This window comes from Halomicronema sp. CCY15110 (genome assembly GCF_016888165.1).
In the GTDB taxonomy this organism is placed as follows: Bacteria; Cyanobacteriota; Cyanobacteriia; order Phormidesmidales; family Phormidesmidaceae; genus Halomicronema.
In genome coordinates this window covers 21,039-40,178 of sequence record NZ_JACSWC010000217.1, presented here as the reverse complement: position 1 = coordinate 40,178, position 19,140 = coordinate 21,039, and the positions used below count along the sequence as shown (strand labels likewise).

General features: G+C 50.2%; 11 protein-coding genes. 7 read left to right on the top strand and 4 right to left on the bottom strand.

Annotation, left to right across the window (positions count from 1 at the left end; translation table 11 throughout):
• Positions 1-69: 69 nt before the first annotated feature.
• The 4 genes from JUK32_RS07810 to JUK32_RS07795 form a co-directional block, all read right to left on the bottom strand.
• Positions 70-2,169: a DEAD/DEAH box helicase gene (locus tag JUK32_RS07810; RefSeq protein ID WP_204138293.1), complete on the bottom strand. Its 2,100-nt coding sequence runs from the start codon at positions 2,167-2,169 to the stop codon at positions 70-72.
• Positions 2,141-3,508 (bottom strand): ATP-binding protein, encoded by a 1,368-nt coding sequence (locus tag JUK32_RS07805; protein WP_204138292.1) that lies wholly within the window; start codon positions 3,506-3,508, stop codon positions 2,141-2,143. The genes JUK32_RS07810 and JUK32_RS07805 overlap by 29 nt, the downstream gene beginning before the upstream one ends.
• Positions 3,505-5,859 carry a TerB N-terminal domain-containing protein gene (locus JUK32_RS07800; RefSeq protein ID WP_204138291.1) on the bottom strand — a complete coding sequence of 785 codons (2,355 nt, stop codon included), beginning with the start codon at positions 5,857-5,859 and terminating at the stop codon, positions 3,505-3,507. Before JUK32_RS07800 ends, JUK32_RS07805 begins: the two co-directional genes overlap by 4 nt.
• A gap of 205 nt (positions 5,860-6,064) precedes the next feature.
• A complete protein-coding gene (locus tag JUK32_RS07795) occupies positions 6,065-8,113 on the bottom strand; it encodes an AAA family ATPase (RefSeq protein ID WP_204138290.1) in 2,049 nt (682 codons plus the stop codon).
• Between the two features lie 314 nt (positions 8,114-8,427).
• On the opposite strand from JUK32_RS07795, the gene cas10 reads away from it, so the two are divergent.
• The 7 genes from cas10 to JUK32_RS07760 are packed head-to-tail and all read left to right on the top strand — an operon-like array spanning position 8,428 to position 19,068.
• The gene (cas10, locus tag JUK32_RS07790) at positions 8,428-11,589 is read left to right on the top strand and encodes a type III-B CRISPR-associated protein Cas10/Cmr2 (RefSeq protein WP_204138289.1); all 3,162 of its coding nucleotides are present in this window, start codon (positions 8,428-8,430) and stop codon (positions 11,587-11,589) included.
• On the top strand, positions 11,586-12,767 hold the full coding sequence (locus JUK32_RS07785; RefSeq protein WP_239112434.1) for a type III-B CRISPR module-associated Cmr3 family protein: 1,182 nt from the start codon (positions 11,586-11,588) through the stop codon (positions 12,765-12,767). The genes cas10 and JUK32_RS07785 overlap by 4 nt, the downstream gene beginning before the upstream one ends.
• Positions 12,767-13,633 carry a type III-B CRISPR module RAMP protein Cmr4 gene (cmr4, locus tag JUK32_RS07780; protein WP_204138288.1) on the top strand — a complete coding sequence of 289 codons (867 nt, stop codon included), beginning with the start codon at positions 12,767-12,769 and terminating at the stop codon, positions 13,631-13,633. The genes JUK32_RS07785 and cmr4 overlap by 1 nt, the downstream gene beginning before the upstream one ends.
• Before the next feature lie 49 nt (positions 13,634-13,682).
• Positions 13,683-14,075: a hypothetical protein gene (locus JUK32_RS07775; RefSeq protein ID WP_204138287.1), complete on the top strand. Its 393-nt coding sequence runs from the start codon at positions 13,683-13,685 to the stop codon at positions 14,073-14,075.
• A gap of 3 nt (positions 14,076-14,078) precedes the next feature.
• A complete protein-coding gene (locus JUK32_RS07770; protein WP_204138286.1) occupies positions 14,079-16,073 on the top strand; it encodes an RAMP superfamily CRISPR-associated protein in 1,995 nt (664 codons plus the stop codon).
• The gene (locus JUK32_RS07765; protein ID WP_204138285.1) at positions 16,073-18,148 is read left to right on the top strand and encodes a DUF3696 domain-containing protein; all 2,076 of its coding nucleotides are present in this window, start codon (positions 16,073-16,075) and stop codon (positions 18,146-18,148) included. The genes JUK32_RS07770 and JUK32_RS07765 overlap by 1 nt, the downstream gene beginning before the upstream one ends.
• A 2-nt stretch (positions 18,149-18,150) precedes the next feature.
• Positions 18,151-19,068, top strand: coding sequence for a hypothetical protein (locus JUK32_RS07760; protein WP_204138284.1), 918 nt, complete (start codon positions 18,151-18,153; stop codon positions 19,066-19,068).
• Positions 19,069-19,140: the final 72 nt, after the last annotated feature.

Here is a 19,140-nt window from a genome sequence, read left to right as displayed (position 1 = left end):
TGCCGATCGCGCTTTGCCGACGACTCATCCGCCTATGTAGTTGTCGCGACACGCCTATGTACTTGACATTTAATACGGTCCCATGTTTACCACAGCTTTTAGCTGTTCCAGGAGTCTTTCCGGACTGATATCTCGCACCATAATGGCAATTCCAGCGGGCTCCACTGCTAAACCTTGAGTGCGAAGTAGGAGGCAGATGGTATTGACTACCTGGCTTCCCATCCAGCAAAACAGCAGTGTATGCTGACCATCTCTTACCAGATAGCGGCTTTCTAGAGCCAGACGAAAGAAGTTTTCTCGGCCCTCCTGTAGCAGGTCAAGTGCAGTTCTATCTAAAAATACTGGAATATCGTCGGAGCGGTAAATCCGAGACATCTCCTGACGAATTTTGTTGTGAATGAATCCACCTTCGCCGCTGAACCTGGGCACCTTCCTGGCAGCGGCCCTTGCCACATCGACTACTTTGCGTTCAGCATCTACCGACAATACCTTCCAGCGGCGACCGGCAAAGATCATGAACATCCCCTCAAACAGAGGAAAGATAATTGGTAGGGTGCCTAACGTCTTGCCTCGGGTGACAATACGGTATTCCTCCGGTGTCTTAAAGGCTGTGTAGAAGCTGTAATGGTTCACCAGCCGTTCACCTTTTAGACCCAGGATTAATACACCATCATGGGTCTGCTGAATCAAATCTTTGGCTCCTAGCTGCCGCAGCAGCTTGACGAACATCTCCTGGGACACCTGCCGAAAAGCCCCGGTCTGACACAACACCTGATAAAGCTGTAGCGCATTGACGCCCCCATACTGAGCAATCAGCGACAATACCTGCTGAATCAGCGTTGATAGATGTAATTTGGTGACGATTGGCGGCTCACACCAGCGCTCAAACACCATTAAGTTAATGATCGCAATGGTTCGTACCAGAGCCGGATGCAGGGTATCTGACTTCGACGTCGTCGGTGTTACCTCTGGTTCAGTAATGTAGAACCGGATAATGGCGGGATCGCCCCCTTTGCGACCCGATCGCCCCAATCGCTGCCGGGTACTGGAAACGGAAAATGGAGCCCCTACCTGAGCGATCGACTTGACTGCACCCACATCAATGCCCATTTCTAAGGTTGTGGTGCAAATGACGTTTGTGGGGTTATCACCTTTCAGCGCTTGCTCTGCCTCCTCACGAATGTCCTTAGACAAGCTGCCATGGTGGGGCAAAAACTCATTGGGCACCCGCTGCTGCTCAGAAAGGCGTCGCAGGCGATCCGTGTAAGACTCCACGTCAGAGCGGCTATTAATGAAGATCAAATTGGTATCGCCGCGCAGTACCCGAAACAAGTGCGCCGCAATGTCTATTTCATCCTGAGAGTCACCGGCTTCATCAGGCTCCTCTTCCGGATCTAAATTCAGGTCTTTCTCCAAGTTGGGCTCAGCTTTACGGTACCCCCTCACTTGAATTTGGATTTCCTGCCCTTCCTCTTCTGAAAGAATCAGGTTGACCTGGGCGGCTTTGCCGGGACGCAGAAATTCGGCTGCCAGTGCCATATCGCCGATAGTGGCACTCAGTCCGATGCGCGGGATTCTTCGCCGAATCACCTGCTCGACGCGATGCATCAGCGACTGTAACTGCTTGCCCCGCTCAGAGCCGATAAAAGCATGGAGTTCGTCAATCACCAGATAATTGAGCCCCTGAAAAACGGCTGCCAGATCTGGTCCATGACGCACAAATAGGGCTTCTAAAGATTCTGGTGTAATGATGAGAATGCCGTTGGGTTGCTTGAGCAGACGCTTTTTGCGCCCGGCATCAATATCGCCATGCCAAGGGGTGACGGGCATTTCCAAAAGTTCACCGATTTCTGAAAGTCGCCGAAACTGATCGTTGATCAGCGCTTTTAGGGGACTCACGCAGAGGGCACCGACTCCGGCCCCAGTCTCCTCCATTAAGCGAGAAAAGATGGGTAGAAAAGCGGCCTCAGTCTTACCGCCTGCCGTTGCGGCTGAGATGATGACATCCTGCTCACCCGTCAAGATCGGCGGGATGGCCTGCTCTTGAATGGGGCGCAGGGCAGGCCATTGCTGCTGCCAAATCCATTTTTGAACGCCTGGATGCAGTTGCTGAAACCCGGAAGAGGCCTGTTCCTGACCACTAGAGTTTGAAGGAGGCAAGGTGGTCATCGGCGTCGGCTTCCTCCACAGCAGGTACAGTTGCACTTGATGCGGCAGCGGGCTCATCGCCATCTTCTGCTTCAAGGGGGAGCAGATCAGGATTTTGCTCGGGTTCGATAGTGACCTTGCCAATTAACCCTTCGACCGATACGCCCGGATTCTGCTCAAGTACGGCCAGCAGGTTGATAAACGCCGTGATCGTATTCCTGGGGGTGCGGAAGTAAGCTTCACCGACCTTTTGGAAACAGTGCTGCATGAAGCCCTGAATCTCGGCATCTGAGAGTAAGTAAGCCACTGCATCACCCGTGGCAAAGACATGGCGAATCTTGCTCAACAGGACATAGAGATCTTCTTGGCTCAGACTGGCCAGACGAATCACGGGGTGAGTGAAATCGACAATGCCGTTACCGGCAAAGGTATTTTCTGCTAGCCGAGACTGCAGAGCCTCATAACTATAGAGACCCTTGCGGGTATCCATGAGAAATTCAGGCGTTCCTCCTAAAACAAAGCCCAGGTTATCAGCCGTGCCCTGCAGGCTATCGTTGAGGATGCGCAGAATTTGCTCATAATTGCTTTTACGCGCCTGGGTATTGGCAAGTTTGTAGAGGTTTACTAACTCATCGAGGCAGACGACAAACCCCCCGTAGCCTGCCAACTTCACGAATCGAGCAAAGAGCTTGAGTTGGTCATAGAAGTTGGCATCATCGACAATCATGCGAACGCCTAAAGCCTTTTTCGCATCGGTTTTGGTGCTAAATTCGCCCCGTAGCCACCGAACAGCATTGGCTTTCAAGACATCATCGCCATTGTCATGGCCGCGCCAGTAGGCGGCAATCACTTCGGCAAAGTCGTAACCGCCTACCATCTCCGACAGATGCTCTAATCGCTCTCGGATGATCGCCTCAGGAGTGACGTCGCGCGATCGCGCCTCGGTCATAGCTGAGCTGACGAACTTTTCGACCACGCTGGAGAGGGCACCCCCATCGGGCTTGGCTCGCGTTGAGAGGTTGCGCATCAACTCGGCATAAAGAGAGCGGGCCTGTCCTTTCGAGGCATGTAGGCGACGATCCGGGGTGAGATCAGCGTGGGCTGTGACTAATTTTTTCTGCAGGGCGATCGCCCTGACCAAAGACAGAAAGAAGGTTTTGCCGGAACCATATTCGCCGATGACAAACCGGATGGCAGAGCCGCCATCGCCAATGCGATCAACATCTTTGATCAGGGCTTCAAGTTCTTGCACCCGTCCGACTTGAATCAGGTGCTGACCGCTGCGAGGTACCACCCCTGCCCGCAAGGATTGGATGACGGCATCTCGGTCTTTGGCTTTGATTTTGGTCCCAGCAGTCATGACAGTAGTTGTTCTAAAACGTCAGTGTCGATCTCGATCAGGTCTTCCCCATCAGTCAACGGGTCATCGCAAGCATCAAAGGCCACTTCATTGATCACCTCTAAAGCCCCATCCAGCAAGAGTCCCAACTCATCGGCCTTGGCTTCCAGCGCCTCCCGGTGCCAGGTGGTTTGCTGGGCGATCGCGAGCAGCAACTGGGAGTGCAACGCATCTAATCCGGCGATGGCAGCTTCCGATTCCGCTGCGTATGCTGGCTCCGGTGCTTCAGCTTCAGGTTCATCCTCTTCAAAGAGGTTTCCCAATAAATCAGCGACTTTTGCGGATTCCGCCTGCTTATGTTGGATGGCAGCTAAATCCAAATTGAAGCCGAAGCCATCTTGAGCCTCGCTTTTTTCTGGGCTGTCTTCCTCAACCTCTGGCGGAGCTGGAATAGCAAAGCCACTGACAGTTTGAGCAGCGGATCTAACCGTTACGGGAGCTGTGGCTGGTGTCACCGGAGAGGCTGTATTGAATGTGTGGATGTGGCTGTAAACCTCATCGGCCTCAAAACCCAGCAGCGGATAGATCTTGGTCAACATCGTGATTTCCTGTGGACTAATATACCCATCGGCCCCAGCCACGCTGATCAGGAAATCAGCAATCCCCGCTCTTTCATCGGTAGTCATCTGATTGAGCTTCGCCTTTAATCCTTGCAAACTGAGTTTTGCTTGCAGCAACCAGGTCAAATGGGCCCTTAACCGAGTCCGTTCAGCCTTTGATAGGTGGAGGGCGCTTTCCAAATGAGCTTCTAAAACCTGCTGTTCGGCAGCATCAATGGCGGCATCAGAACTCGCTACGGTCGCCGCGAGATGGAGCAACAGCATTGCAGCAGTATATTCCTTAGAGGGGGCGGCCGTAATTTCGCCAGGCAATTTGAAGAGCACTATGGAGTGATCACTTTTCAGCGGTTTACCCCCAAATCTGACATCTGGTTCGATGCCATAGCCTAAATTTTCAATGGCTTTGGCTAAGGTGGTGGATTCTTTCTTGGTCAGATTCCCCGTAGAAGATGCAGACCATTTTTCTAGAAGCTGCTGGCTGGGCACAACGACCTGCTCATTTTCTCCCAGGGTTTGAGCGAGCCACTGTTCCAGTTTTCGGATATGGGGATCTTCTAAATCATCCACTAATTCAGGTGGTAGTAGGGCCAGAGCGGCCTTGGGATCAGTACTTTCGCCATTGCGTCCGAGCCAGCGACTGTAGGGATCAAGGGCATCAGTGCATTCGTCGATCAGGGTTTGTAGTTTATTGAGGGGAGCGGAAAGACCCGAAATATCCGGCAGGTCACCGAGATTTCCCTGCAAATGAGTGAGGTTTACGCTTAAGAACCCAGAGCTGGCAGGACGATATTCAAGTTTTAACTTGCGTTTGTTGGGCTTGATCACCATCCCTGCGCCATAGTGCTGTTGGTAGCGCGATCGCAGCAGTTTGCGAAACTCGTCAGCACAGCGAGTAGCAGGTGTTCTCAACCGAGTCTGTTCAGAATGAAGGTACCAGGACCACATCCAATCGGCAGGAATCGGCTGGCCCTCGGCAATCATGCGCCCCAGCGTCACCTTCAGGCCGAGGGGCATTTCCCAACCGGTTCGAGTTAGCGGCGGCTCCACGTCTGCCCAATTCCCAAAATTTTGCAGTAATTGGCAGATTTCCAAAAATCTAGAGCCGTAACTGCTAAAGGAGCCGTTGCTCCTATAAATTTCCAATAGCCGCTCGACTTCAGCCGTGATTTGAGCCAGTTCCTCAGAAACATCGATCTTTAGCGCCTGGAAGTCTCTGAGCACTCGCCGTTCCAGGCCGTAAAAGAAGAGAAATACGTACCCGATGCAAGCATCGGGGGCGCAGCGATCGCCGGATAGCCATTCTAGATAAGCGGCCCGGCAGTCCGGGCGGATATCGCTGTAAGACGGCCAGTAGCCCATTCCACTGCCCTCATAGTCAGGTTGAGAGGCGGCAATTCTAAGCTGTGGGTTGATCAAGCAGGGATCGACTCGTGGATGCGGCCCTTCTGTTTGTAAGCGAGTACCGACATAAACCATCCCGCCGGGAATAACATAATCTTTAACTTTGACACTTTTGCCTGGCGGGACCCAGAGAGCGGTTGGCGTAGGGGGCGGAGATGGAACCCGAGTTTTAGATTTCGGGGGAACGGGCGCAGGAGATTGAGGAGGGGTTCTAGGTCTGGTTGATGGGAGAGGTGAGCGAATGCAATCGGTTTGTGGAGACGCCTTGCTAGAAAGCTTAACGCTGACCGAAGAATTTCTTGAAGACGGATTGCTGTTGCCTTGAAATAATCGCTTCAGCCAATTCAGCATGGTTGTCCTTTACGCCAGCCTTTGTGCTCGCCTCATTTTTCCCGTCTTAGTTGCTAAATACTGCATCAAAGCCCTGGTCCAATTATCGATTTTCGAGATTGTCTGTGTGCAGCCCAGAAATGTTTCATGAATGGAATCTACCTCCATTGCGGTTAACGATGCCCCATGGCTTTGGACTAGGGCGTCGTCAAATCTGCTCAAATCGCTAGTTTTGATAGAGTACGGAGAGCTTTTGGGCAATGTGAACGATCTGCTGTTGGAGTTCTGGAGGGGCGATGACTTTGACTTCAGCCCCAAAGCCAATAATCCACCGTCGCAGATCGATGTCTTCACAAGACCACACCGGCAAGGTCAGCACCAGACGATTGGGATAATGATGGTCTTGACTTTTAGGCAGACAAAATAAGGTGTCGTGTGAAGATCGGTGACCATTCAGCCTGACGGACATTTGCATTTGGTCTGTCGGAAATCGTTGAGTACCTTCACTGATAAAGGCAAAGATTTTATCCGTACACCAAAGTTCGACCTGTGTTGAAGCGGCTTTTTGCTGTTCTGGATCGGTACTCAAAAACTGTTGCTGTAGCTGAACAGAGCGGCCTAGATACAGTCCCCCCCCTGCACTCTGGAGGCGGTGTAGGCGTTGGAGACTATGGCGTTGGGCACTTAGCGATCGCTGTTGCGGTTGCGGCAGGCCGCGAAATAAGCGATCTAACCGTTCAAATTGCAGTAGTCCGGCTTCGGGGCCATCGGCCAGTTCATAACTGAGATACCAGGCAATGTTGCGAAAAACCAATTGTAAGGGCCACGCTCGGAAGAACTCGTCTGGCTCATCGTCAAAGCGTCCAACGCCTCTATAACGCTTGAGTTCGAGCAATTGTCCGGCTTCAATATCGTCTGCAATGGTTTCGGGATATCGCGCTAGAGACTCCGCTGGGAGTAAATCGGGGTTGATGATCATGCGATTGGCGATCGCTCGCACGGGATACAGACTGTCTAAGTCATGCTGGCTACGCTGGAGACGTTGCTGAAGGGTGTCTAGCAGCGATAGGGCGAGGGGGTCTTGAATATTTTTGGCCTGGGCTTGCAGTAGGCTAGCCGTTTGGAGTAACTCCGATTCCGTCAAGATTCCGGTGCCGATAAAGTAGCCACGTCGTAGGCGAAAGGGTGGCAAAATCCTAAAGGGTTTGAGGACCCGCTCAAAGTCCTTGCGGATGGCGGCTTGATGTTCACCGATCAGTAGTTCTCGCCGCTGCATCTCAGTTATGAGGCTGTCGAGACTACTCTTTTGTTCAGCATTCCAGTGAAACGGATGATGGCTGATAAACCGAATGGTCAGCAATAACCGCTGAAAGGCATCCCAGTCGGAATAAGGATGAGGGTTGACCGGATCGTGAGGGGTTGGGGGATAAGCGAGGGGCGTGTCAGTTGGGGTGACGCTGAGGATACCATTTGTATCTAGCCAAGCTAAATCTTGGGCAAGGAGTCGTGCGTCGGCGTATAGTGCTCCTCGTTGCTGCGCCATCACGACGGCAATTTCCTCAAGGGCGGTGGTGAGGGTGCGATCGCTGGAGCCGATTAAGGTTTGTAGCCTCTCTGGTGCTGCGTGATGCCAGTCGCCCAACCCTGGATATTGCACTAGCAGACTAATCAGGTGCATGAGGCGGTCAAAATCCAACAGGGTGGAATATCGATGCCAGGTGATTTGCTGATGGTGAGTGCGGTTCAGTCGGTTTTGGCGGCTCCGTGTCAGACGCTTTAGGGCAGCCTCGATCTGCTCTATGGCCGGGGGGACTGGTAGGGAGTAAACCGCCCAAAAGCCCTCAGCCGTGAGTGGTGGAAACTGTTGTAAGGCGGTGTGCTGGTCATTAATGACAGCAGTAGGCACCTGGCGATCGCGCTGTTGATTCCATTGATGGCAGGTTTTTAGCGGAGTCTTTAATTGCCATCCGACCCAGCATGGGGCAAAGGGTTGGAGTTGGGTGAGTAGTGCCATTCGCCAAGGGCGTCGGGCATTGGTGGCATCGTAAATGACGCTGCGGCCTGCTGCTACGGCATCGTGAATCTGGCGCAGGGCGATCGCTTCAATTTCGGGCCAGTGGCCCTGGTGCGCCTCATCGCCATACAACTCGCGACGAATGCGATCAGTCGAGACGATGTGACTGTGGGCAAACCACTGCTGCATTTGCTGTGCCAGGGTGGATTTACCACTCCCAGCAGGGCCTATGAGCATATGACAGAGAACGTTGTCGGCCATGCGGTGAAGTCTCAACCAGCGACATCTCAATTCTATGGGCGGAGCATTGAGGCACAAGGTTCTTCATGCGATTGTCAAAACTTGGACCTTGATACCAGTAGAACGTGAAGGTCTGTATCTAGTTATAAACACTTACAAAGCCAGCTAAAGAGATGTCTCTGGTGACGCAATAGCATCTCGATTTGGGAACTCAAGGGTAGCTAGATTTTCGTCATTCGCATTAAGATTTCCAATTTTCGAAGCGCATTATTCATACTGGGCAAAGTTGCGACTTGACGCGGGTCGCGCATAGGCGATGGGGGCACCACACGACCATGACTCAACTTTTCTGGCAAGCCAAAATCTGGGGGCTATTGCATGACCCTGTGCTAAAGGCGCTGCACGGTAATCCTGGACGCGGGGGAAATAGCTTCTGGCGTGATCTGACAGTGATGCAGGATTGGGTGCAGAACGGCTGGAATCCTGAAGAGTCTGGTGGTAAGGCGCTGCAACATATTCATTTGGCGGACTATATTGCCTCGGCGAGCGATCGCGGTGCCGTCGGCAGCATATCCATCCCAATCAACTACAACGAAGAAGGTTTAGAAACTCGACACCTCTTATCTGGCAAATCACGTAGGTTAAAGGTCAGTGACGCTGCCCATGTAAAGATCACACAGCCTAAACGGGGAGATTTTTTAACTCAGTTAGAAGAGACACTGCTACCAGAATTCATTCAAAAAGAGACCGATGCCCGCAAGGTGTTTTGGTGGCTATGGCGCTGTTTACCAGTGGCGACCTGCCAAGCGTTTGACCATGACGAATCTTTGCTATTTATGCCTGCCGAAACGCGCTTGCCAGACAGTTCCATCTGGGATCATGTCAGCATTACCGCTGCCTTGGCAGGGACACTGACCGGATTTAACCTGAAACCGGAAGATCTAGATCGCTGGAACGAAGGCAGTCAGAAAGAACTACCCCATCTGGTCTCCTTCACCTTCACGCCTATTCAAGAATTAATTAAGGCCAGCCGCAAGATGCGAGATTTCTGGGCAGGTTCCTGGATTTTGCACTACCTCTCAGCACGGGTATGTTGGGCACTAGCTTGGCAATATGGGCCGGATAGCATTTTATATCCCAGCCTGTTTCAGCAACCTTTAATCGATCACTGGCTTTTGCATGGATTGCCAGATACAAACTTTGATGGTTGGAAAACTGACTTTACCAACTGGGTTCTAGAACCGAGGCATTCGGAACTTCTCACTGCCGGATTCCCGAACGTCATTGTGTTGCTGTTGCCAGAGTCCAAAGTGGAAGCTGCAATGCAGTATGCAAAATCGGTATTAAAGCAAGAATGGCTACGGATTGGGAATCTGGTGTTTAACAATCTTCAGAGCGAAAAGCGCTGGATGCCGAACCTGACCAAAGACCATAAAACCTGGGGCGGTTGGCTGAATAGTCAGTGGCAAACTTACTGGAGTGCAGTGCCAATTGGAGACGATGCTAATGACCTGAAAACGGCAGCGCTGGATCTAAACCGCAACCAAGAGCTTGAGGACTGGCTGAAGACGCTAGCTGAACTCTATCGCGTTGAACGGCCTCAGCACCAGAAGAACAAAGAGCAGCCAGAAAAGTCAGAGGTAGAATATCCAGAAGCCTTACCCCCATTCACGTCAGAAGAACTGAACTTCTTGCAGGAAGCCTTCAAGCAAAAGCAGGGGCGATTCAGTGTCAACGTTGGTTCGTGGTGGTCTTATGCCTTTAGCAGCACGCGCACAGCCCTCACTGGAGCCAAAAATGCGCGCAATTGGGTGTTACCCACGGCCTTTGGGGGGCGATCGACAATTTCTGGTCTTGGTCCAGTTGTGCATCCTGACTCCGATTATGTCGGAGAAACTACAGTCAAGAAACTTTGGCAGCAGCGCGCAGGCATTTTTGACGGCAGTGAACAACTCAACGCAACGGAAGTGCTAAAACGGGGCTTGCATCACGTCTTAGCAGACTTATTTGGCCTCGAAGAAGATGCGATTTCTGCCTTCTATCCTGACCTAACTGCTGGCGTAGCAGGCTATCTCAAGACTTGTAAAGATAAAGATAAAAAAGACCACTTACAGCACTTCATTAACACCTGTCATGCGGTCAATCAGGCTATTCAGTCCGAAAAGGGGCGGCTGAATCAATCCCTAGGACAATCGTGGGGGATTCCTTGGATAGATGCTGATGAGCAAGTAAGGCTACAGCCTTATCATTCCAGGCTACTCAATGCGGGCTGGTTGTTTGAAGAAATTGAAAGTCCAGATATCCAAAAGCTGGAAGATCACATCCGCAGCGAGCAAGACTCGCGAATTGTCCATGAACTACAACAAAACCTAGCAGCTATCCGCCGAGGCTATCGCCAAGTAGTGCAGCAGGTAGTAGACCGTCACTATCCCAGCAACTCTCCCGCCGATTGGTATGTGCTGGCCGCTGGCGATGGCGATGACATGAACGGCTGGCTGAAAGGTAAACATATGAAAACTTATGGAGAATATATGCCGTCAGGATTGGCGGAGAAAGTAGAGCAAAGTAACTTGCCTGATGCCCTCAAGACAGCCTTTATGGCGTTCAGCAAAAAAGTTAAAAAACGGATGGGGCCAGCTACATATAATGCGCTTTCTAGGGCGCTACTGGATTTTTCTAACCAGCTTGTCCCTTACCTAACCGAACAACGCTATGCCGGACGATTAATTTACGGTGGTGGCGATGATGTGCTGGCTTACACCAACCTATGGGAGTGGGACAACTGGCTATGGGATATTCGCCAGTGCTTTAGAGGTGAGAAAGATCCGGAAGAATTGCGAATTGCCCAGCACAAAGGCTTTGGCTCTCTCTCGAAAGAATATTTCAAGAGCGGGGATGACTATTGGCACTGGCAAGGGGATGCAGAAACAGCACCCTTGCCCAAGCGCCCCCTGTTCACTATGAGTCAGAAGGCCAGCATTAGCTTTGGGGTGGTGATTGCCCACAACTCAGTGCCGCTGGCGATCGCTCTCGAATCCCTCTGGGAAGCCGAGGCACAGGCCAAGAAGCACGCAGCGTCTGACGGCCCCCTTAAAGATGCGGTGCAGGTGCGAGTGCGCTACGGCAACGGTAATCAGCTCATCTCCACCAGTAAGTTTGATGTATTTAACCAGTGGCGATCGCTCCTCACCGTAATGGATGACCTAGAGCCTTCTCTCTTTGAGCAAGCAGCCAGTGTGTGGCAACAGCACCCTGCACCGATTGAGGCAGCTATCAAACCTTGGGTAACCGCTTTTTGCGATCGCCGCGACTTCTTTGCTGGCAAAGATGATGTCAAGGACACCTTTGCGCAAGCTTTTACCCAATGGCTAGAGCATCTGTGGCAAAAGACCAAGGATGACCCCGCAAAGCGCCAAGAGGAGATTGTGAGCTGGCTGAAATTAGCGGCATTCATCCTACGGAAGCGCCATATCAAACTGCCAGGAGAAGAGTCATGATTGCCACCGTCCTTAACCTATCCGAAACGTCTAAAAATTCCCAGCATTCCATGTACTGGTACACCCTCACCGCACTAGATGTGCTGCTTTTTCGAGATGCGAAACCCTTTACCCCTGGTGAGCGCGCTTGGGCAGGCAGCGTATTCCCGCCAAGTGGTCATGCCCTAGCAGGAGCCATTCGCGGTTTCTTGCAAACAAAGCAATCGATCACCCTCAAGGGGCCATTCCTGTACTACGAGGATCAGTTGCATTTTCACCGCCCTCTCCACTATGTGGGCGATCGCCCATTAGTTCCGGTAGCTTGGCTCTCGCCTCAGCCCAAGCGGATGTGGGATCAGCAAATGCCTATGCCTCTCATGACAGAGGAAGGTCATCCATTAGAACTAGAAAAAGCCGATAGCGGCAAACTACGACAATTTCTGACCTATAACCAAGTGCTAAAGCTCTTGCAACAGAAATCCTTGACTAAGGAAAATTGGCTATGCCCTACAGGAATAGACCCGCAGCCCTGGACGGTAGAATCACGACCCCACAATGCTATCGAGCCTGGGCAACGCACCGTTAAGGACAGCGATGGTTACTTTGTGGAAAATGCTATTCGGCTGCATTCGGGCTGGAGTATGGCGATCGCCCTAGACGACGATACCCATACCCAATTACAGGCCCTGGGCATTCCGGCAACCATGCGTCTAGGCGGGGAAGGGCATCGGGTTTTAATTGAGCGGTGCTTGACCTTGGATGAGCAGTGGGCCACCCTACAGGCCAAGTCTAAGGAAAACTACCAAGCAGCAGAGGCTATGCTCACTCAAGATCCCCAAAAGGCGCGATCGCTGGCCTATCTGCTCACCCCTGGCGTGTTTGAGCGTACCCGCAACGGCGTCGCCACCTGTCGAGCTTGGCCCTGGGAGTGGCAGCTAGCCCATGCTGCCAACAAAAATCAAACACCGGGACCATTGGTGAGTGTGGCAACTGACCGGCCAGTGCCCATCAGTCCTCGTCATCGAGACGGCAATGATAGCGTACCCACCCCCCAGGTGTTTGCCGCTCCTCCCGGCAGTATTTATTATCTGGCACGTCCGGAGGAACTGCATCAGGATAACTCTACTCACAAAGCCTATAAATGGCGACAGCTTGGCTACACCGAACTGCTTTGGATTCCCTATGGAGTGAATAAATAATGATTGAAGACTTGGTTTATCTCTATCTCTTGTCTCCCTTGCACACAGGCGGTGCGACCCAGGAAGGAAATCTATTGGGCATTGCCCGCGAATCCCACACTAATTTGCCCTACATTCCCTCTAGCTCCATTCGTGGGCGACTACGCGCCACGATGGAACCTTCTGAGAAAACAGATATTGACGCTAAGCTGGAACAGATTTTTTTGTTTGGTTCAGAGATTGATGATCAGAAGAATGCGTCACTGGTCGCAGCCTATAAGACAACGACAACAAAAGAGTTGAATCAGCTTGTTCAAGGTAACCTCTGGATTGGTGATGCTTCCATTCTCTGGGTTCCAGTGCCGTCGTTAAGTCACGGCGTGATTTGGGTCAGCAGCCCACTACTTCTGCGGCGCTGGGCAAAGTTCAACAAAATTGAAGCTGAAATCCCAACCGACTACTGTACCAATCTGGATAGCCAAAAGTCCGTTTATCTCAAGGATGCCATTCTCAAACCCAGTGACTTAAAAGACTGGAATACTTGGGAAATTTTCGTCCCTCAGGTTGAAGAAGCCAAGGGCATTGAACGGGTGCTGGTGTTGCCAGATAAACACTGTGCCACGTTGATTCAAATGGCGCTTTGGCGACAAGTCAAAGTCAAACTCGATGAGCACAAAACAGTGGATGGTGGTTTCCGCTATGAAGAGGCTATTCCCCCCGATACCCTGATGTATTTCCCTTGGGGCATTACTTCCCAGGCTAACGGTAAGGCGGATGATGCCAAGGAGAGCTTTAAGACTCTGCTTTCTGACCATGAGATTTTACAAATTGGTGGGCAAGAAAGCCTTGGGCGCGGTTTTGTACAAACCTGGCTAGCCCCGAATTAGTCTTCTGTAGAGAGTCAGAACGCTGGAATTATGAATTAGGAGAGCAGTCATGGGATTTGATCCGCGCACGATAGGTAAACCTGTCTATGAGGCATTACAAGGACTCAGAACCTTGCCAGGGCAGGATGATGCTCGACTAAAGGAACAGAAAAACCAAGCCGTTGAGCTATATACCTATCTTTCGACCTGGGGATTGATGCGGCTCAAGGCTGAGGAAACAGCCCTAAGTCAAGAAGGGAAGAAGCAGGTAGTCAAAAAATATTTTGAATGTTTAGAAGCCATCTCCGAACAGGAAAACCTAGCTGGCAAGGATGGATTAGAAACGCTTAAAAATCTGGATACGGATGTCTATCTTGGCTTGACTGGTTTAGGCCTAGCGATCGCCCAAGAATTCAGCTTTTGGGCTGCAGCAGTTTACGTTGGCATTGAAGTAGGAAAATAGGAAATGGTATTTGAACGTCCCAAGCGACCAAGTTCTGGGAAATCGAGTCCAGCGACCAACCAACCCGGTTCCCGTGCTCAATCGGGTAAGCCCAAGAAGGTGATTACTGTAGGTGGGGGTAATCGCGGTAGTGGAGACAATCGCGGCGCGGGCGGTAGCGGCAATTGCGGTGGCAATGGCGATGTTCCCTCTCCGTGGTTGCAGCACCCTGCCGACCCCAACCCTAATCCGATTCCTGAAGCCAGCTTTGTGGAGTATTTGCGATGGATGCGCGCCTACCAAAAAGAGGATGGCACCAAAGACGCTACCAAAGTGCAGATCCTGCAAATGGCGGAGGAGAACGCCAACTACCGCGATCGCCTCACTACCCTGACCAATCGCACTAAGCTAATTGCCGGGGAAAACAATACATTTCAGGTCAGATGTCTCTGGCGCATTCGCGTCGGTGGTCACCGAGGGCCAGAGAGCATTTTGCTACCGGCCTTTGATGCGTTGGGAATGCCTTATATTCCCGCCAGCACGCTCCGGGGTGTCGCCCGCACTCAAGCCATTCGTGAACTCATAGAGCAAGAAGGGCTGTCTTGGAAACGGGCTGAGGAAGCGGTAGCCCGCCAATATTTTGGCTACCTGGATAGTAAAAATAGTGAAGAGCGATCGGGCAAGGTCATTTTCCTAGATGCTTACCCACTGCCTCAACAATCTGGGCAGGGTGCTGGACTAGCTGTTGACATGGCCAATAGCATTTGGTCTTGGGATGCTGCTGGTCGAGACTTACTGTATTCTCCTAATCCCAATCCTTTTTATTCGCTGAATGAAGCAACTTTTTTAATTGGTCTACGCTCTACCCGTCAGGGAGACGACGAAACCCTGGCAAAAGTCAAACAATGGCTCAGTCGAGGACTAGCCGCCGGAATTGGTTCCCAGGTGAATACGGGCTATGGCAACTTAGTCAGAGCAGGGCAGAAAACCTCTGGGGATGAGTTCTTGAATGTGGACTTCACCTTAGAAGGGCAACTCATTCATGGGCGGCAAAAGTTTACCCAGTGGAATTGGAACGATCGCCGCAATGAGTGGCAAATGCGAGGTAATCCTGATGCTGAAGTGCGGCCAGTCGCTTTTAAGTCGATGTTGCGCTACTGGTTTCGCGCCTTTGCCCTGGGTGTATTGCCCAGTCGCGAGGTACAGCGGCTAGAGGGGCAGTTGTTTGGAGCTATTAACCCTCAACAGGTGCGCGGCTGGGTGTCGGTAAGAATTGCCGATGGTCGGGTGGTGCAACGGGAAGCTCGGCCTAATACCCAGGGTAAACATGATCCTTGTGGAGAACAATCAGGCCGCTTGATTTTGGCCTATTCCTCAGAAGCTCCCCTCAACCAAAGAAGAAATTTAGAAGCACTGCTCAAAACCTTGACCTGGATGATGTTTCACCTAGGAGGGCTAGGCCAGGGAGCGAGGCGACCTTGCTACTCACGTAAAAGCCGAGAGCGTGCCCCCTGGTGGAGAGGCTCAACGGTGATTCCAGACAGCAATGATACGTTCTGGAATTTGCCGGAAGATATTGCTGGATTTCAACGCCTTTTTCAAAATAGACTTCAGGAATTTTATGATGCGTTAGGCCGAGTGGCTGATCGCCCCATTAATCTGCGTCAATTGTTAGAAGCTGGGCGAGTCAGTCAGGAGCAATGGCCGGAGGCAGTGGACGCAAATAGTTGCATTGTGGTGTGTGCGGGCGATGAGGATTTTGGCAAGCCCTATGCTTTAGCAACTCTGCATAGCCAAGATTTTAAGGTTCAGAATCGGCGCGGGCAGATTGACTATGATGGCAACCTCTGTGGCCAAGTGCAGGGCGGTGTGAAACCTTCCCCAGTCTGGATTGCCGATCTGGGCGATTATCAGGTAGTCACCGTATTTGGATCTACCCAGGATCCACGTCGGCACTATCTGAAGGAATTGCAACGACAAGCCCGCGGGCACTATGCCCAAATTTTCCCGTGGAACTAATGAGTATGTTGAAAGAATACCAACTAAAAGATTTTAAGGCATTTGCCGATGCAGCCCCGCTATTAATCCGACCGATCACCCTGCTTTATGGCCCCAACTCTGCTGGAAAAAGCTCCATCATCCAATCCTTGATGTTGTTAAAGCAAACCATAGAGGAGGCCGAAGATGACAGTGTAGTCCTCCTCCCTCAGGGCAAGCTCGTTGACTTGGGGAACTATCGAGAATTCGTCCATTTACATGACATTGATCGCCAGGTTTCTATCAAAGTGCAACTGGATGCTGACTCAGAGGATATCACGCCTCCCGAAGCCCTAGATGAGCTATCGGATACGCTCTCACGCATTTACAAATTCCTCTACAGTCAACTTCAGGAATTTCCCACCCTTGCCCTGGAATTGACGTTTTCCGTGGAGTCCATTCGATCGGATATCGCCCTCCAGCGCGTCCAGCTTTGGCTGGGTCAGGATGAGTACCCCGTTATCACCTACGAGAAAACTGACCAAGGCTTGAAGGTGAGTGAACTTCACCCACAGCATTCTTTCTGGCAAACCTGGTGGCAAGAGTACAGCCTAGTTTTGCCCAACCGAGTCTTCAACCAACTCAATATTACTCTTGAGCACTACGGTATCTCACAAATTAATAGTCGTGACCGAGCCAATACGATTGAAGAACTAGAGGCCCGAAAATTATCACTATCTGAACAATTGGCAAGCAGTCAAGTTGTACTAGAGTCGCTCAAGCAACAACTAGACCAGCTTGAACACCAGATAAAAGATGCTGATCAGCAGTTAATGGCATTAAAATCTCAGCAGGAATCTGTAGAAAAGCCATTAAAGGAAGAACTAGGCAATCTTTCACGCAAACTAGGTGATCGCTTACAGCTTGACCCCACCCCATTTTTTGAGCGCAACCAAATTCCTGAAAACCTCACTGGGGAGCAGATGGCTGAATTTACAACTGGTCAGCTTATCTGGGATCAGTGGGTTCAACTGCAAGTTAAACATTACGAAGAACAAAGACCACTGACTGAATTAAAGGCAGATTATGAAGCTCAAATCAAGGAAACTGAACAGCAAGATATCGCGACTCAAAATCAAGCGGAACAACTATCTCAAGCCATTGTAAGCATTGAGTCACTCAAAAGTCTTTGGCAACATTTTAGTGGCTGTTCCCTGGAGCAAGCCCTCAAAGATTATAGACAGGTTGTAAAGGTCAGTACCTTTATACTCGTTAGCAAGTTTCTCCCCTTTGAATCGAACATAAAATTGCCTGACTTAGCAACGGAAAATTCATCAGAAGAATCATCAGAGATCAGCACTCATTTTTTCATGGGAGTCTACGAGGGGCTAGGAGCCGTTCAGCTTCTTATTGAAAATACATTCTACGCAGGTGGCTTGTTACAGGGTTTTCTAAGACAGTCTGTGTATTTAGGCCCAATGCGAGACTATCCAGAGCGGTTCTATTTGTTCAGCGGTAAATCGACCAAACAAGTAGGAAAATCAGGAAAAGGATCTTCAGACCTCTTGTTTGAGGATGCGTCTTTTCTAGCAAGAGTGAATCAAGCCCTCGAAACCTTCAAAATTGGTCATGAGGTGAAAGTTGTTTCATTCCAAGATCAAGATACCACTGAAACCAGTGATATTTATGCGATTCGCTTGGTGGATAGTTTTTTCAAGACCAATGTGAGTTTGCTGGATGTCGGTTTTGGGGTTAGCCAAGTGCTACCCGTCATCATTCAAAGTCTGTTTGCCCGTGATCAAACTATTTTCATTGAGCAGCCAGAAGTCCATATTCATCCCCGACTACAAACTGAACTGGGCGATCTCTTTATAGACTCCGTGAGAGATTTCGGCAATCGTTTCATTGTGGAGACCCACAGTGAGCACTTGATGCTGAGGCTACAACGACGAATTCGAGAGGGCAAACTAAAACCAGATGAGGTTGCGGTGTTGTATGTTGATCGGACTGAAGAAGGTTCAGTATGTTTGCAACTGAGGCTGAACGATAAAGGTAAGTTTATTGACAAGTGGCCTCATGGCTTCTTTGAAGAAGATATTGAGGAGGTATTTGGTTAATCATGTTGTTTCAAGCAGTTGTATTTAACTCGGCATTTGAACCTGTTTCTGGAAAAGAAGAATCTTTGTACAATTCCTTATGTCGGTTCTTAAGAGATGTGTGTAAATCTGGCACCATTTTAATAGATGATCAAGGTGAGATTTTAAAACAACTTAGATTATCGACTCAGAAATGGAATGATTTAGAGAATTTCATTGAAGGAGTTCAAGCAGGAAGCGATTTAAATAGACTACTAAGAGTTTTAGAACAAAAAAATCGTCTATTGACAACTTCATCTGAACCTCAGGATTTAGACTGTGCATCAGTCTCCTGTCACAAGTATTTTGAGATTGCCCAGTCGCAAAAGCCGGAATTTTTGATTACGGATCAGAACTGTTTTAATTGTGCAGGCGATCATTTATCTGGAGTTGAAGAAACTCAAGTCATCAAAATTGATGTGTATGACCATAATCAAGATTTCCAGAGATGGGCCGATTTGCGGGGATTTTGTAGTTTGGAGGGATGGACACAACAAGATTTCGAGGAGAAGATCTTAATACCACTCTTTAGAAGTACTGAAAATGTGTTTCTATTGGACAAGCAAATGGGGCGGTACTGTCATAATAATTCTGGATATATAGCCACCATCAAATGGCTGCTTAATGTATTCAAAAAATATTCTCGTCCACCACATGATGGACTCTTTGAATTGCATATACATCAAGTACAGAGACCAGATTTTTTACATGCCTTTGAACAAGAAATGAAAAGCTTACATCCTGGCTTTGGAGTAAAACTTAATTCTCACTACGCCCATGATAGATTCCTACGAACTGATCAGGCTGAAATAGCGATTGGTCGCGGGTTTGATCTCTTGCAAGACCATACTGCTCCTTATCCTTGCAAAATCAGAGATACGACTATTGCCTACATTGATTGAGATCGTTATTGGTTCATCTGAAAACTGTAGGTATAGGATGAAGCCCTAAGACTACTTCACCTTTCCCGCTTC

Excerpts from the sequence above, each read along its gene's own strand:
- JUK32_RS07795 (WP_204138290.1), bottom strand. The coding sequence starts at position 8,113 with ATGGCCGACAACGTTCTCTGTCATATGCTCATAGGCCCTGCTGGGAGT.
- JUK32_RS07800 (WP_204138291.1), bottom strand. The coding sequence starts at position 5,859 with ATGCTGAATTGGCTGAAGCGATTATTTCAAGGCAACAGCAATCCGTCT.
- cas10 (WP_204138289.1), top strand. The coding sequence starts at position 8,428 with ATGACTCAACTTTTCTGGCAAGCCAAAATCTGGGGGCTATTGCATGAC.
- JUK32_RS07775 (WP_204138287.1), top strand. The coding sequence starts at position 13,683 with ATGGGATTTGATCCGCGCACGATAGGTAAACCTGTCTATGAGGCATTA.
- JUK32_RS07810 (WP_204138293.1), bottom strand. The coding sequence starts at position 2,169 with ATGACCACCTTGCCTCCTTCAAACTCTAGTGGTCAGGAACAGGCCTCT.
- JUK32_RS07765 (WP_204138285.1), top strand. The coding sequence starts at position 16,073 with ATGAGTATGTTGAAAGAATACCAACTAAAAGATTTTAAGGCATTTGCC.
- JUK32_RS07760 (WP_204138284.1), top strand. The coding sequence starts at position 18,151 with ATGTTGTTTCAAGCAGTTGTATTTAACTCGGCATTTGAACCTGTTTCT.
- JUK32_RS07805 (WP_204138292.1), bottom strand. The coding sequence starts at position 3,508 with ATGACTGCTGGGACCAAAATCAAAGCCAAAGACCGAGATGCCGTCATC.
- cmr4 (WP_204138288.1), top strand. The coding sequence starts at position 12,767 with ATGATTGAAGACTTGGTTTATCTCTATCTCTTGTCTCCCTTGCACACA.
- JUK32_RS07785 (WP_239112434.1), top strand. The coding sequence starts at position 11,586 with ATGATTGCCACCGTCCTTAACCTATCCGAAACGTCTAAAAATTCCCAG.
- JUK32_RS07770 (WP_204138286.1), top strand. The coding sequence starts at position 14,079 with ATGGTATTTGAACGTCCCAAGCGACCAAGTTCTGGGAAATCGAGTCCA.